Annotated in this window: 11 protein-coding genes; 2 read left to right on the top strand and 9 right to left on the bottom strand. The window is 65.1% G+C overall.

The window, feature by feature from the left end; genetic code table 11:
- Window positions 1–49: 49 nt before the first annotated feature.
- Together FHW94_RS07830 and FHW94_RS07825 are read right to left on the bottom strand one after the other, a co-directional pair.
- The gene (locus FHW94_RS07830; RefSeq protein ID WP_349237460.1) at window positions 50–1,111 is read right to left on the bottom strand and encodes an LLM class flavin-dependent oxidoreductase; all 1,062 of its coding nucleotides are present in this window, start codon (window positions 1,109–1,111) and stop codon (window positions 50–52) included.
- Window positions 1,108–2,016: an aldo/keto reductase gene (locus tag FHW94_RS07825; protein ID WP_168555084.1), complete on the bottom strand. Its 909-nt coding sequence runs from the start codon at window positions 2,014–2,016 to the stop codon at window positions 1,108–1,110. The genes FHW94_RS07830 and FHW94_RS07825 overlap by 4 nt, the downstream gene beginning before the upstream one ends.
- Window positions 2,017–2,046: 30 nt before the next feature.
- Here FHW94_RS07825 and FHW94_RS07820 point away from each other — a divergent pair, with 30 nt between their 5' ends.
- Window positions 2,047–3,135 carry a Gfo/Idh/MocA family oxidoreductase gene (locus tag FHW94_RS07820; protein ID WP_168555083.1) on the top strand — a complete coding sequence of 363 codons (1,089 nt, stop codon included), beginning with the start codon at window positions 2,047–2,049 and terminating at the stop codon, window positions 3,133–3,135.
- 10 nt (window positions 3,136–3,145) lie between these two features.
- Here FHW94_RS07820 and FHW94_RS07815 read toward each other — a convergent pair whose 3' ends face one another.
- The 6 genes from FHW94_RS07815 to FHW94_RS07790 all read right to left on the bottom strand — a co-directional run bounded on the left by FHW94_RS07815 (window position 3,146) and on the right by FHW94_RS07790 (window position 11,198).
- Window positions 3,146–3,862 (bottom strand): DUF3313 domain-containing protein, encoded by a 717-nt coding sequence (locus tag FHW94_RS07815; protein ID WP_210425475.1) that lies wholly within the window; start codon window positions 3,860–3,862, stop codon window positions 3,146–3,148.
- A 28-nt stretch (window positions 3,863–3,890) separates the two neighbouring features.
- Window positions 3,891–4,442 carry a DUF2141 domain-containing protein gene (locus FHW94_RS07810; RefSeq protein ID WP_168555082.1) on the bottom strand — a complete coding sequence of 184 codons (552 nt, stop codon included), beginning with the start codon at window positions 4,440–4,442 and terminating at the stop codon, window positions 3,891–3,893.
- 613 nt (window positions 4,443–5,055) lie between these two features.
- Window positions 5,056–5,334: a hypothetical protein gene (locus FHW94_RS07805; RefSeq protein WP_168555081.1), complete on the bottom strand. Its 279-nt coding sequence runs from the start codon at window positions 5,332–5,334 to the stop codon at window positions 5,056–5,058.
- 68 nt (window positions 5,335–5,402) lie between these two features.
- Window positions 5,403–6,836, bottom strand: coding sequence for an efflux transporter outer membrane subunit (locus FHW94_RS07800; protein ID WP_168555080.1), 1,434 nt, complete (start codon window positions 6,834–6,836; stop codon window positions 5,403–5,405).
- A 5-nt stretch (window positions 6,837–6,841) separates the two neighbouring features.
- Window positions 6,842–10,012 (bottom strand): efflux RND transporter permease subunit, encoded by a 3,171-nt coding sequence (locus FHW94_RS07795; RefSeq protein WP_168555079.1) that lies wholly within the window; start codon window positions 10,010–10,012, stop codon window positions 6,842–6,844.
- Between the two features lie 7 nt (window positions 10,013–10,019).
- Entirely contained in the window at window positions 10,020–11,198 is a 1,179-nt protein-coding gene (locus FHW94_RS07790) for an efflux RND transporter periplasmic adaptor subunit (protein ID WP_168555078.1), read from the bottom strand.
- A 107-nt stretch (window positions 11,199–11,305) separates the two neighbouring features.
- Here FHW94_RS07790 and FHW94_RS07785 point away from each other — a divergent pair, with 107 nt between their 5' ends.
- Entirely contained in the window at window positions 11,306–11,995 is a 690-nt protein-coding gene (locus tag FHW94_RS07785) for a TetR/AcrR family transcriptional regulator (protein WP_248291630.1), read from the top strand.
- Between the two features lie 47 nt (window positions 11,996–12,042).
- On the opposite strand, the gene FHW94_RS07780 is transcribed toward FHW94_RS07785, so the two are convergent.
- Entirely contained in the window at window positions 12,043–13,539 is a 1,497-nt protein-coding gene (locus FHW94_RS07780; protein WP_168555077.1) for a PAS domain-containing protein, read from the bottom strand.
- Window positions 13,540–13,541 lie beyond the last annotated feature (2 nt).

Genomic DNA, 13,541 nt, shown 5'->3' with positions numbered 1-13,541 from the left:
AGGGGCTGTGGCAAGGGAGTGCCAGAAAGTTCAACTTTTGAAGTAGAGATTAAAACGGCGCATGGTCGATATGCGGCAGCACATGGTGGGCAAACAGGTCCGCCTCGCGCGCATGGGGATAGCCCGAGAGCACGAAAGCCTCGATTCCCGCCGCGCGATAGGCATTGAGCTTGGCCAGGACCTGATCGGGATCGCCCACGATGGCCGCGCCGCAGCCCGACCGTGCCCGGCCGATGCCGGTCCACAGGTTGTCTTCGACATAGCCGTCGCTGGCCGATGCCTCGCGCAGGGCGGCCTGCGCCTGCACGCCCACCGATTGCGAATCGAGCGACTTGGCGCGGATCGCGGCGCCTTGCGCTGCGTCCAGCTTGCTCAGCAGGCGGTCGGCGGCTGCGCGGGCTTCGCTCTCGGTCTCGCGCACCACCACGTGCACGCGATAGCCGCAGCGGATGGTGCGGCCATGGCGCGCGGCGCGGGCCTTGATGTCGGCCACCGTCTCTTTCACCGCGTCCATCCGGTCGGGCCACATAAGATAGACGTCACAGCCCTTGGCCGCCGTTTCGCGCGCGGGCTCGGACAGACCGCCAAAATAGAGCGCGGGCACGCGCGGCGCCTGTTGCAGCATGCGCGGTGCATCAAGCTTCAGGTTCCAGAACCGTCCCTGGTGATCGAGCGGCTGGCCCGAGAGCAGCGTGCGCAGGATGGCGATGGCCTCGTCCGTGCGTTCATAACGGGCCGCACCGTCCAGCGTTTCGCCCGGCAGGTCGCTGGAAATGATGTTCACCGTCAACCGGCCGCCCAGGATCTGGTCGATCGTGGCAATCTGCCGCGCCAGTTGCGCCGGCCACAATTCGCCCACGCGCACCGCCATCAGTAGCTTGATGCGGCGCACTTGCGTGGCGATCGCGGCGGCAAAGGCAGTGGTGTCGATGCCCAGGGCATAGCCGGAGGGCAGCAGGACGTTGTCGAACCCGCCTTCCTCTGCACCCATCACGATGTTGCGGCAATGCTCCCAGCTGGATTGCAGCATGGGGTCGCTCTGGCCCAGGTATTCGTAATCGTCATCGCAAAGCGCTGAAAACCAGCTGATTTCGCACGGATTTTGTGTCACGGCATCGGTTCCCCACGTGAGGCTGCCAGCACCGCGTACCATTCCCCGCGCGTCCAGTTCACCTTGAACGCATCGCGCAGGGCCGCAATGCGGCGCGGTTGCTGCGATCCGACGATGGGCACGATTCGCGCCGGATGCGCCATGATCCAGCTCAAGGCAGCCGCGCTGGCATCGGTGCCATGGGCAGCGCCTTGTTGTGCCAGCAGCTTGCCCACCGGGTGCGTCGCATCGGTCAGTCGCCCACCGCCCAGCGGCGACCAGGCCAGCACGGCCATGTCGCGTGCCATCGCCTGGTCCAGCGTGCCGTCATAAAGCGGGGCAAAGCGCGCCGCCGAATATTCCGGCTGGGTGGAAACCAGCGGGAAGGGCAGGAACGCCTGGAGTGCATCGACTTCGGCCGGGCTGTAGTTGGAAACGCCCACGTGGCGCACTTTGCCCGCTTCGACCATTTCCACCAGCGCTTCGGCCACTTCGCGCGGATGCGTGAGGAAATCGCGGCGATGGATCTGGTAGAGATCGACATAGGGAAGGCCAAGCCGGGACAGCGAGGCGTCGATCGCGCTGCGCAGGTAGTCGCGTGTCGAATCATAAGGCTTGCCCAGCCAGATGCCGCCCTTGGTGGCGATCACCATGCGCGCGCGCCACTGCGGGTTGGCGGCCAGCGCCTTGCCGAACAGGGCCTCTGCCCCGCCAAACCCGACAGGCGCATCGCAGCCATAGATGTCGGCCGTGTCGAACAGCGTGACGCCAGCTTCCAGCGCGGCTTCCACACGCTCGGCAATCAGGCCCAGATCATCCTGGCCATCGGGGCTGGCCAGCCGCCACATGCCCCAGGCGATCGGAAAAACAGCAAGTCCGCTCTTGCCGAGCGCGACGGGTTCGGTCTTTAGGCTGAGGTTCGTCATGGATGGCGCCATGGCACAAGGAGCTTTCGGATGGTAGAGAAACTACGTTACGGCCTGGTCGGCACCGGCATGATGGGGGTGGAGCATATCCACAATATCAAGCTGTTGCCCGACGCCGAAATCGTGGCCATCGCCGACCCGGAAGCAACCTCGATCGACTGGGCGCGCCAGGCGCTGGGTGAGAAGGCCGATGGCGTGGCCGTTCACGCCGATGCGGCCAGCCTGATTGCGGAAGGCGGGCTCGATGCGGTCGTCGTCGCCTCGCCCAATTTCACCCACCGCGCCGTGCTGGAGCCGCTTTTGGCCAGCAAAGCGGCGATTCTGTGCGAAAAGCCGCTGTGCACCACCATGGCCGATGCGCGCTGGGTGGTGGAGCGGGCCGCTGCCCGCAGCGCGCCGTTCTGGACCGGCATGGAATACCGCTTCATGCCGCCCGCTGCCGCCTTCATCGACGCGATCCACGGCGGGCAGGTGGGGGGCCTGCGCATGCTCTCGATCCGCGAGCATCGCTTTCCGTTCCTTGTCAAAGTGCGCGACTGGAACCGTTTTTCGGCCAAGACCGGGGGCACGATGGTGGAAAAATGCTGCCACTTCTTCGACCTGATGCGCCTCATCACGCAGAGCGAACCGGTGCGTGTCTATTGCTCGGGCGCGATGGACGTGAACCACGTGGACGAGCGCTATGACGGCGCCCGCCCCGATATCATCGACAACAGCTTCACCACGGTCGACTTCGCCAATGGCACGCGCGCCATCCTAGACCTGTGCATGTTTGCCGAAGGGGCCGAGCACCAGGAGGAAATGAGCGCCACGGGCGACAAGGGTCGTCTCGACGTGCTGATCCCGCCGGGGGACCTGGTGTGGTCGCCGCGCGTGCCGTGGCCGGGGCCCAAGGCGGTGGAACGCCGTCACGTGGCCGTGGACGAAACGGCGTTGGCTGCTGGATCCCACCACGGGTCGACGTTCTACCAGCATCAGGCCTTTGCCCGCGCCGTGCGCGGCGAGGGCGAGGTTCTTGTCACCGCGCACGATGGGTTGATGGCCGTTGCCATCGGCACCGCTGCTGAAATCAGCGCCCGCGAACACCGTGCGGTCGACATGGCCGAAGTGCTGGGCTGACGGCTGCGGTTCAGGGCTGCGGAGCGCGGAAGGTGGGGGCGATCGCCTCGTCGTTTCCGGTGATGCGCCGGGCGAGCGCTTCCGCGCCCTTTTCGATGCCCTTCTCGGCCGCTTTCATCGGGCCGAAACTGGCACCGATGTTCATGGCCGCGGGGTATTGCCGGGTCACTTCGGCGCGCAGCAGCTGGCCCGACCGGGCGTCGCGAATTTCCACGGCATAGACCACCGCGCCAAAAACCATGCCTGGCTTGCCGCGCAGCCCTTGCAAGGCGTTGTAAGGCCCTCCGGCAAGATCGAAGTGCGAGAGCGTGCCGATCACCGGCGGCGTGGCACTGGCGCCGGTCAGCGTCAGGTGGATGCGCAGGGTATCGGGGGCGGGTTGCGTCACGATCGTGAAATCGCGGGCGAGCCGGGTGGTGAAGCGTTGCTGCATCACCCGCGCGAGATAGGCTTGTCCCTGCGAAGGAATCTTGCCGAACTGCGCATCAGGTCCGTCGTAAATCTCGACAGGGTCGATGATCACGCGGTGATACTGGCGCCAGTTGACCGGAACGGCAAAAACATAGGGTGTGCGTCCGTTGGCGTCGTCAGGCGTGGGGCGCAAATAGGGCGTGGATCCCAGGTGTGAATAGGCAATCGGGCGTGGGCCGCTGCAACCGGCCAGCGAGAGTGCCGCAAGCACGGCGGCCATCGCCGCCAGCCACGGGGAAATGGGGCGTTCGTTCATGGTGGGTTTCCTTGATTGTGCGCCGGGGTCAGCCGGTCGTCGGCCCGAACCCTGATAATCCGCGCATGTATTGCATGTGCATTTCCAGCGTCTGGCGCGTGGCGGTGGCCGTGACCGTGGCTTCCGCAACGGCAGGGCGGCGGCGACCCAGCCTGCTGTTGCCGATCAGCGCCAGGCCATCGCTCCAGATGTCGAACTTGAACTTGCCGTCGCGGTCGTGAATGACCACCAGGGCAAAGCGACCGGGGCCGGGCGCATCGATGCAAACCACGCTGGGCCCGCGCGGATTGGGCAGCGTGATGGTGCGGCGAAAGACCTTGCCTTCGCGCCGCAAGTCATCCTCGCCCTTCAGGAAATCATCGGGCGCTGCGGGGTATAGCTGGGCAACGAGGCGGCCAGAGCGATCCTTGAGACCATCCACCTTGACGAGAAAGCCCGGCCCGTTTTGCATGGCACAGCTTTCGGGGTGCTGCGCATCGATCTGGGTGGGCGCTGATGCGGCGCAGGTGATGGATATCAGGCCGAGGGCAAGCACGGTAGTAGCCAGGGCCGCAAGTGCCCGCATGGCGCCTGAAGACATGGTGGAAATCCTGGATGGCTGGGGCCTGGCCAAGAAGTCGGGCCGGCGCGGCGTTGTGATGATGGGCCAGGCGGTGGGTATGAGGCGCCTGGCCAAGGGGGCGCCGGCCCGACAGTGCGCCGGCCGGCGGTGTGGCGCATCCTCGCTTGGCCCGAGAGGGAGCCGCGCAGGGGCGACCGGGATCGCGCGCCAGCCGCCGGCCGGCAGGCCTTACCGGGCCAGGGTGCACCTTGCGGGCAATCCTGGCGTGCGACCCGGAAGGATCTGGAAAACGGCGATCGGGGTGGTGTGATCCATCTGCGCGAAACCTTTCGATGCAACGCCGGCCGCAATGGCCGGGGCGACATCCGGGATATGGCGCAGGGCGATCCATGGTCATTGCAGGTTTGATCGAGAAATGATCGAGATGCGCGCGGGCCGTGAAAAGGTGCCGGGCTGCCTTGGCTTTGCTGCCTTGCGATGATGGCTATCGTGTCAACGCGGGCCGGGCGGGCAGGCGCCAGGCGCAAAACTGCCCATCCAGGAAATCAGGCTGGCGAAGAGCGCCTGGGCAGCGCAAGCAACACGGACAGGGCAGGGCGGGAGGCGACTGGCGACCCCCGCCGATGCGCAATCAGTTGGCGGCGCGCCGCATGTGCTTGCCGCCATAGCGCTGGCCCAGATAGGCCGAGAGGCGGCGAAGATAGCCCACCGCCTCGGTGGCGCTGCCGTTGTTGCAGGGAAGGGGGTTGCGGCTCGTGCCCGTGGCACGGCGTTCCACCTTTTCACAAAGCAGTTCGATGTCGCTGCGCGTCAGCAGGTTCTTTTCCCGCATCAGGCACAGCAGCGATTCCAGGATGATGAGGCTTTCATCGCCTGCATCGGTTACGCCTTCACGAATCCCTTCGCTCATCGCCAGACCTCTTCCACATATATGTTATGTGGCACATCCTATTTTAGTCTGGCGGTTTGGCAAGCGAATCAATCGAGGCCACCGCCCAGGGTGCGATACAGCGTGACCAAGTTGTTGGCGCGATTGAGCCGGGTGGTCACCAACTGCTGCTGTGCGGAGTAGGCGGTGCGCTGCGAATCGAGTGCGGTGAGGAAGGATTCCACGCCGGCCCGATAGCGCGCGTCAGACAGCATCGCGGCCTGGCTGGCGGCCTGGACCCGCGCCGTCTGGGCGGCCACCTGTTCGTCGATCGTGCCGCGCTGTGCCAAGGCATCGGCCACTTCGCGAAACGCGGTCTGGATCGTCTTCTGGTATGTGGCCACGGCCGCATCGCGCGAAGCCTTGGCATAATCCAGGTTGGCCTTGTTCTGCCCGAAGTTGAACAAGGGCACGCTGGCCGATGGCGACACGGTGTAGGTGCCGGTCCCGGCCGAGAACAGGTTGCTCAGCGTGGAGCTGATCGTGCCGATTGTGGCAGTCAACGAGATGGTCGGGAAAAAGGCCGCGCGGGCCGCCCCGATGTTGGCGTTCTGCGCGATCAGTTGGTGTTCGGCCTGCAACACGTCTGGCCGGCGCAGCAGCACATCGGACGGCAGGTTGCCGGGCAGCGCGTCGATCGTTGCCGGCGCCGCATCCAGGCTGTGGGGTTGCAGCGTTTCGGGCACCGGCGCGCCGGTCAGGAGTTGCAACGCGTTGAGGTCTTGCGCCACCTGGGTCTGCAACACGGCAATGTCGTTGCGCGCCGATTGATAGCTGGTGTCGGCCTGCTGCATTTCCAGGGCAGAGGTTACGCCGATGCGGAACTGCGCCTTGGTTAGGTCAAGGCTTTGTTCGTAGGCCTTGAGCGTCTTTTGCGACGTGGCCAGCTGGTCGCGGTCCGCCGCCAGGGTGAGCCAGGCCGAGGCGATTTCACCGATGAGGGTGACGCGGGTGGCGCGGCGGCCCTCCTCGCTTGCCAGGTACTGCTCCTGCGCTGCCTTGCTCAGGTTGCGCAGCCGGCCGAACAGGTCGATCTCGTACGAAGAGAGGCCGACGTTTCCGGTGAAGTACTGGATATCGGCCACGCCCGAGGTCGATGATCCGCCCGCGCTCGCCGCGAACGAGGCGGTGTTGGTATACGTGCCCGATCCGCTGGCGGTGATCGCCGGGAACAGGTCGGCGCGCTGCACCCGGTACTGCGCCCGTGCCTGGAGCACGTTGGCCGCCGCCAGGGCCAGGTCCTGGTTATGCGCCAGGCCCAGTTCGATCACCTGGCGCAGGCGGTCATCGCGAAAGAATTCGCGCCAGCCGATGCGCGCCAGGTCCTGTGCCTGCGCGGTATCGGCGGCGGGATAGACGCCCTGCCCTTGGGGCAGGGCAGGCGGCACCGCGGGCGCCGGCCGGGCATAGCGCGGCGCCATGTTGCACCCTGACAGCAGCAGCGCTGGCAGCACGGCGGCAAGGGCGATGGGGGATTTGATCACGACTGTCAGACTCCCTGGGGCGCGGACGCGCCCTCGTCGTCTTGGATAAGGGGGCGGTTCGCCTGCTTGCGCGCGACGAAGAGATTGTAGACCACCACGAAGAACATCGGCACGAGGAAGATCGCCAGCACCGTTGCCGAAAGCATGCCGCCCACCACCGCACGGCCGATGGCGTTCTGCCCGCCCGCACCGGCGCCGGTGGCCACCGCAAGCGGCAGCACGCCGAACACGAAGGCAAGGCTGGTCATCAGGATCGGCCGCAGCCGCAGCCGTGCCGCGCTGACCGCCGCCTCGAACGGGCCGAGGCCATCGCGCATGCGCTCTTCGGCAAATTCCACGATCAGGATCGCGTTCTTGGCCGAGACGCCGATCGTCGTGATCAGGCCCACCTGAAGGTAGATGTCGTTGTTGAGGCCCGTCAGCGTGGCAGCCAGCAGTGCACCGATCACGCCCAAGGGCACGACCATGATCACCGACAGCGGCACCGACCAGCTTTCATACAGCGCGGCAAGGCACAGGAAGACGATCAGCAGCGAAAGGCCATAAAGCGCCGGAGCCTGACCGCCCGAAAGGCGTTCTTCATACGAAAGGCCCGTCCATTCCAGCGCGGTGCCTGGCGGCAGCTTGGCGTGGATCGCTTCCATTGCCTTCATGGCATCGCCAGTGGACACGCCTGGTGCCGGGGCGCCCAGGATTTCCATAGAAGGCAAGCCGTTATAACGGGTCAACTGCACCGGTCCCTTTTCCCACGAGAGCGTGGCAAAGGCGCTGAACGGGGTCATGCTGCCGTTGCTCGATCGCACGAACAGCTTGTCCATGTCCTCTGGTGCCATGCGATAGGGGGCATCGGCCTGGACATAGACCCGCTTCACACGGCCGCGGTCGACGAAATCGTTGACGTAGCTGCCGCCCCAGGCCGTGGCGATGGTGCTGTTGATGGTGGCAAGGTCAACGCCGAGCGCGCCGGCCTTGTCCTGGTCGACCGTCACCTTGAGCTGGGGCGCATCGTCGAGCGAGTTTGGCCGCACGCCCACCAGGCTCTTGTCCTGCATGGCCATGCCCAGCATCATGTTGCGGATCTTGAGCAAGCCGGCATGGCCCAGACCTGCCTGGTCCACCAGTTGCAGGTCGAAACCTGTGGCATTGCCTAGTTCCTGCACGGCCGGCGGCGTGATCGCAAAGATCAAGCCGTCGCGGTAGGCGGCAAAACTGGCCATCGCGCGCCCGGCGATCGACTGGGCGTTGTTGGCGCTGCCCGAGCGTTCGCTCCACGGTTTGAGCGGGATGAACGCCAGGCCGCTGTTCTGGCCCGAGCCGGCAAAGCTGAAGCCGTTGACGGTGAAGACGCCGACAACATTGCCGCTTTCCTTGTTGATGAAATGTTCGCGGATCGCGGACAGGCCTTTTTCGGTGCGTGCGGCGGTGGAACCAGCCGGCCCTTGCACCAGCGCGATCACCGCGCCCTGGTCCTCATCGGGGAGGAAGCCGCCTGGCAGCCGAACGAACAGCAGCGCCAGCCCACCCACGATCAGGGCGTAGATCACCATCGAGCGCTTCCAGTTGCGCGCGGTGGAACGCACGCCCTTTTCATAACGCTGCTGGCCGGCATCGAACTTATCATTGAACCAGCGGAAGAAGCGGGCCAGCGGGCCATTGCTTTCCTGGTCCTTGGGCGTGTGCGGCTTGAGGATCGTGGCGCAAAGCGCGGGGGTCAGCACCAGGGCGACCAGCACAGAGAGCACCATGGCGGAAACGATGGTGATCGAGAACTGGCGATAGATCACCCCGGTCGATCCACCGAAGAAGGCCATCGGCAGGAACACCGCCGCCAGGACCATGGCGATACCGATCAGCGCGCCGGAGATTTCGTCGATCGACTTGCGCGCGGCGTCTATGGGACTGAGGTGCTCGGTAACGATCAGGCGCTCGACGTTTTCGACCACCACGATCGCGTCGTCCACCAAGAGGCCGATCGCCAGGACCATCCCGAACAGCGTGAGCGTGTTGATCGAATAGCCGGCGACCGCCATCACCGCAAAGGTGCCAAGCAGCACGATGGGCACGGCGATGGTGGGGATCAGCGTGGCGCGCCAGTTCTGCAGGAACAGGAACATGACGAGGAAGACCAGCACCACGGCTTCGATCAAGGTGTGGACCACCTGCTCGACCGACAGCCGCACGAACGGCGTGGAGTCATAGGGATAGATGACCTTGATATCGGGCGGAAACTGACCCGAAAGCTCGGCCACGCGGGCTTTGATGGCGTCGACCGTGTTCAGCGCGTTGGCGCCGGGCGCCAGCTTGATCCCAAGGCCGGCGGCGGGCTTGTCGTTCCACTTGGAATCAAAGCCATAGTTTTCCGCGCCGATCGCCACGCGGGCAACGTCTCCCAAGCGCACCACGGCGCCGTCGCTGCCGGTCTTGAGACGGATCTTGGCGAATTCGTCGGGCGTGGAGAGGCGCGATTGCACCGCCACGGTGGCGTTGAGCATCTGCGTGCCGGGTGCCGGCAGAGCGCCGATCTGCCCGGCCGAGACCTGGGCATTCTGCGCCTGGAGCGCGGCGGTGACATCGGCGACCGACAGCCCGTATTGGTTCAGCTTGAGCGGATCGAGCCAGACGCGCATGGCATATTGCGACCCGAATATCTGTGTGTCGCCCACGCCCGAAACGCGCGCGAGCGGATCCTGCAGCTTGGAAACGAGGTAATCGGCCAGGTCGGCGCCGGAATGCGCGCCGTTTTCCGAGTAGATGCCGACGAACAGCAGGAAGTTTTGTGTGGCCTTGGCCACCTGCAGGCCTTGCTGTTGCACTTCCTGGGGAAGCAGCGGCGTCGCTGCCTGCAGCTTGTTCTGGACCTGCACCTGGGCGATGTCGGGGTTGGTCCCCTGCTCGAACGTCAGCGTGATCGTCACCGTGCCCGCAGAGGACGACGAGGACGAGAAGTAACGCAGGTGGTCCAGCCCCTTCATCTGCTGTTCGATGATCTGGGTGGTGGTCTTTTCCAGCGTTTCTGCGTCAGCGCCCGGATAGGTGGCGGTGATCGAAACCGCCGGCGGGGCGATCGCGGGGAACTGCGAAATCGGCAGCGAGCGGATAGCGAGGACGCCCGCCAACATGAGCACGATCGCGATGACCCATGCGAAGATGGGCCTGTCGATGAAAAAACGAGACATGGCGGGTTTACTTTCCCTTGGCCGCAGCCGCGGGCTGTGCCGCTGGCGCGTTGGGGTTCCACGGCTGCGGGGTTACCGCCATGCCCGGTTGCAGCATCATCCCGCCTTCGACGATGACCTTGTCGCCGCTGCGCAGACCGCCCGTGACGATCCACTTGTCGCCCTGCGTGCCACCGGTCTGGATCTGGCGCTGTTCCACCTTGTTCTGTGCGCCCACGACCATGGCCACGGCATTGCCGTGTTCATCGCGGGTCAAAGCCTGCTGGGGTAGGGCGATGGCGTTTTGTACCGTGCCCTGGACCAGCTTTGCCCTTACGAACATGCCCGGCAGCAGCAGGCTGCGCGGATTGGGGAACACCGCACGCAGGACTTGCGACCCGGTGGCCTGGTCGACCGTGACGTCGGTGAACAGCAGGTCGCCTTCCAGCGGATAGGTGCTGCCGTCCTCCAGGATGAGTTGCACCTTGGCCTTGCCGTCCTTGGTCAGCTTGCCGTCCATGATCTGGCGCCGCAGCTTGAGCAGGTCGGCGCTCGATTGGGGAATGTCGACATAGACCGGATCGATGCGCTGGATGGTGGTCAGCGCCGTGGTCTGCGAAGCCGAAACCAGCCCGCCCGTGGTGGTGAGCGAACGCCCGATGCGCCCGCTGATCGGTGCCCGGATGGTGGTGCGGCCCAGATCGATCTGCGCAGTGCGCAGCGCAGCCTGCTGCGCGGCAACATCGGCGCGGGCCTGGCCGGCGCTGGCAACCGCGTTTTCATAGTCCTGGCGCGCGATCGCGTTGATCTTGACCAGTTCGCCATAGCGGCGGGCAAGCGCCTCGGTCGAGGCAATGGTTGCCTGGGCCTTGGTCAAGGCGGCACGCGCGCTCGAAACCTGGGCCTGATAGGGCGCGGGATCGATGCGATAGAGCGGCTGGCCGGCGCGCACGAATTCGCCTTCGGTGAACAAGCGCGCCTGGATCAGGCCGTTGACCTGGGGGCGCACGTCCGAAGTTTCATAGGCAACCGTGCGGCCGGGGAATTCGGCGCTGATCGACAGTGGCTCCTCGCGAACGGCCACCACCGAAACTGGCGGGGGCGCGTTGCCACCAGCACCGCCAGGTTCACCCGCGCCAGGGGTGTGCGATCCACATGCCGCAAGGGCCAAGGCCAGGGCCGGTGTCACGTGCCGCAAAAATGTCATGCAAAATCCTGCCGATCAGTGTATGAGAGTGAACGATCACTCACAATTCCGCTACTGCGCCGGGGGGGCAGTGGTCAAGAAGTAAAATACGGGTAGAGAGATTAGACATGGTGACTGACTACATGCCAACATGCCTGAGGACGGGCGGCAAGGCGGCTGAAAGGCGCGACAAGATCATAAGTGCGGCTCGCAAGCTGTTTATCGAAAACGGTTTTCACGCAACGGGGGTGGCCCAGATCGCCAAGGAATCGGGCGTTGCCGTGGGCCAGCTCTATCGCGACTTCGCCTCGAAGGAGGCGATCATCGCCGCCATCGTTGCCCAGGACAGCAGCGAATTCCTGATCGGGAGCGACATCGTGCGCAGCGTGGCCGATGGCGACGAGGCGGCCGTGTGGCAGTGGCTGCGCGAATTTCTCGATCCCGATCCCGATTGCACCAACGTGTTGATTGCCGACATCGTGGCCGAAGCGGCGCGCAACCCGAAAGTGGCCGGCATTTTCGACGGGTGCCACCAGCAGGTGCATGGCGCGCTGCTTCAGGCGCTGGAAGTGCTGTTGCCAGGGCCGGCCATGGCCGAGGCGCGGGGCACCATGGCCGACATGATGCTGATGCTATCCCTCGGCCTCTTGCAGCACGACCTTATCCGCGGCGAAACCGAGGCACGGCGGCTGGCCGATGTTGCCTTTGCGTCGATCCGCACGCAAATTCTGGCCTTTCGCAGCCAGATGCCGGGCAAGAATGCGCAGGAAGCGGCGGGGCCTTGCGAGCTGTGCGGCAGTCTTGGGCCGTTTGACTGATGCTGCTGCCGTCCTGAAGGCGCGTTGCCAGGCCAACCGGCCCTGGCTCAATTCCGCGCGGCTTCGGGCCGGCGCAAGGCCACGCTGATACGGCACTCGACCCCCAGCGGGGCGAAGGTCAGGTCCACATGATTGCCGGTCGAACGGGGCAATGCGCGCTCGATGAGAGTTGTGCCAAAGCCCTTGGTCTCGCGCTGGCGCACGGCCGGGCCGCCACGTTCCTGCCACAGCAGTTCCACGCGGTTTTCCGGCTCGATCACGGCCCAGTTGATCGACACCGTGCCGGTGTCGTTCGACAGTGCGCCATACTTGATGGCATTGGTCGCCAGTTCGTGGAGAATCAGTGCCAGGCCCTGCGCCGCAGCGGGTTCGATGTCCGCGTTCGGGCCCTGCATGGTGATCCGCCCGAACAAATCGACATGCAATTTCATCACCGCTGCCACGATCAGCGCAATGTCGGACGGCGCCACGCGGCCTTCGATCAGCGCTGGCTGAGTCACGGCCAGCACGCTGAGGCGGGCGAGGATATCACGGCGGGCCGCGGGCACGTCTTGCGCCGTGCGCAAGGTGGCTGAAACCACCGCCTGGGCCATCGCAAGCGTGTTTTTGATGCGGTGCACGCTCTCGCGCATGATCGTGGCCATGCGCAGTTCGGTGCGGTGCTGTTCGGTAACGTCCACGCCTTGCACGAAAATGCCATGGATCGCGCCGCTGGAATCGCGCAGCGGCTGATAAGCGAAATCGACGAAGCGCTCTTCCTGGGGCAAGCCCGGCGCCTGCTGCAGCATGATCGACACGCCCCGGCCGATATAGGGCTGCCCGGTGTGATAGACTTTGTCCAACAGGTCGATGAAACCTTGCTCCACGACTTCGGGCAGGGCTTCGCGCACGGTAAGGCCACGCAGGGGCCGGTCACCCACCAGGCGGCGATAGGCGGTGTTGGCAATCTCGAACACGTGATCAGGCCCGCGCAGAATGCCCACGAACCCGGGGGACTGGTCGAACAGGTCGCGCAGGCGCTCGCTTTCGGCTTGAACCTGGTTGGCTCGCATCAGGATGCCGGCTTCCAGGATCGCGCTGCGCCCGGCATCGTCGGGTTGGGTCAGCAAGGCCGTGATATCGGCGGTATGCTGGAGGATATAGCGCAACTGTCCCGGCGCGGCCATGATCGGAACGTGCGTCGCGCTCCAATAGCGCATGGTCGGCACGGTCCCGGGATCTCCCACCGCGTAGGGGATGAACGCGATATGGTCGGTCTTGTGGGTATGGATCACGCGCTCGAGCGAATTGCGCAGCAGGCGGTAGCTTTCGCTGTCGGGTGGGCTCGGAAAGGCTTCGAACATGCCCATGCCCACGAAGGTGTTGCGCGAGCGACCGACCGCGGCGACATAGGCATCGTTGCAGCCGGCAATCGTCAGGTCGGGTCGGATCAGTACGTAGGCATTGGGGGCCACGCCAATCAGCCCGCCCAGACAGCCATCGACGATGGCGATATCGCCATAGTCCAGGTTCGTCAGGCGTTTGGCTTCATCCGTGCGGTCCATGC

This window comes from Novosphingobium sp. SG720 (assembly GCF_012275365.1).
Taxonomy (GTDB): domain Bacteria; phylum Pseudomonadota; class Alphaproteobacteria; order Sphingomonadales; family Sphingomonadaceae; genus Novosphingobium; species Novosphingobium rhizosphaerae.
Note: the sequence above shows the minus strand (reverse complement) of the source record. Positions and strands in the feature narration are given on the sequence as shown.

Excerpts from the sequence above, each read along its gene's own strand:
- FHW94_RS07825 (WP_168555084.1), bottom strand. The coding sequence starts at position 2,016 with ATGACGAACCTCAGCCTAAAGACCGAACCCGTCGCGCTCGGCAAGAGC.
- FHW94_RS07820 (WP_168555083.1), top strand. The coding sequence starts at position 2,047 with ATGGTAGAGAAACTACGTTACGGCCTGGTCGGCACCGGCATGATGGGG.
- FHW94_RS07815 (WP_210425475.1), bottom strand. The coding sequence starts at position 3,862 with ATGAACGAACGCCCCATTTCCCCGTGGCTGGCGGCGATGGCCGCCGTG.
- FHW94_RS07810 (WP_168555082.1), bottom strand. The coding sequence starts at position 4,442 with ATGTCTTCAGGCGCCATGCGGGCACTTGCGGCCCTGGCTACTACCGTG.
- FHW94_RS07805 (WP_168555081.1), bottom strand. The coding sequence starts at position 5,334 with ATGAGCGAAGGGATTCGTGAAGGCGTAACCGATGCAGGCGATGAAAGC.
- FHW94_RS07795 (WP_168555079.1), bottom strand. The coding sequence starts at position 10,012 with ATGTCTCGTTTTTTCATCGACAGGCCCATCTTCGCATGGGTCATCGCG.
- FHW94_RS07790 (WP_168555078.1), bottom strand. The coding sequence starts at position 11,198 with ATGACATTTTTGCGGCACGTGACACCGGCCCTGGCCTTGGCCCTTGCG.
- FHW94_RS07785 (WP_248291630.1), top strand. The coding sequence starts at position 11,306 with ATGGTGACTGACTACATGCCAACATGCCTGAGGACGGGCGGCAAGGCG.
- FHW94_RS07780 (WP_168555077.1), bottom strand. The coding sequence starts at position 13,539 with ATGGACCGCACGGATGAAGCCAAACGCCTGACGAACCTGGACTATGGC.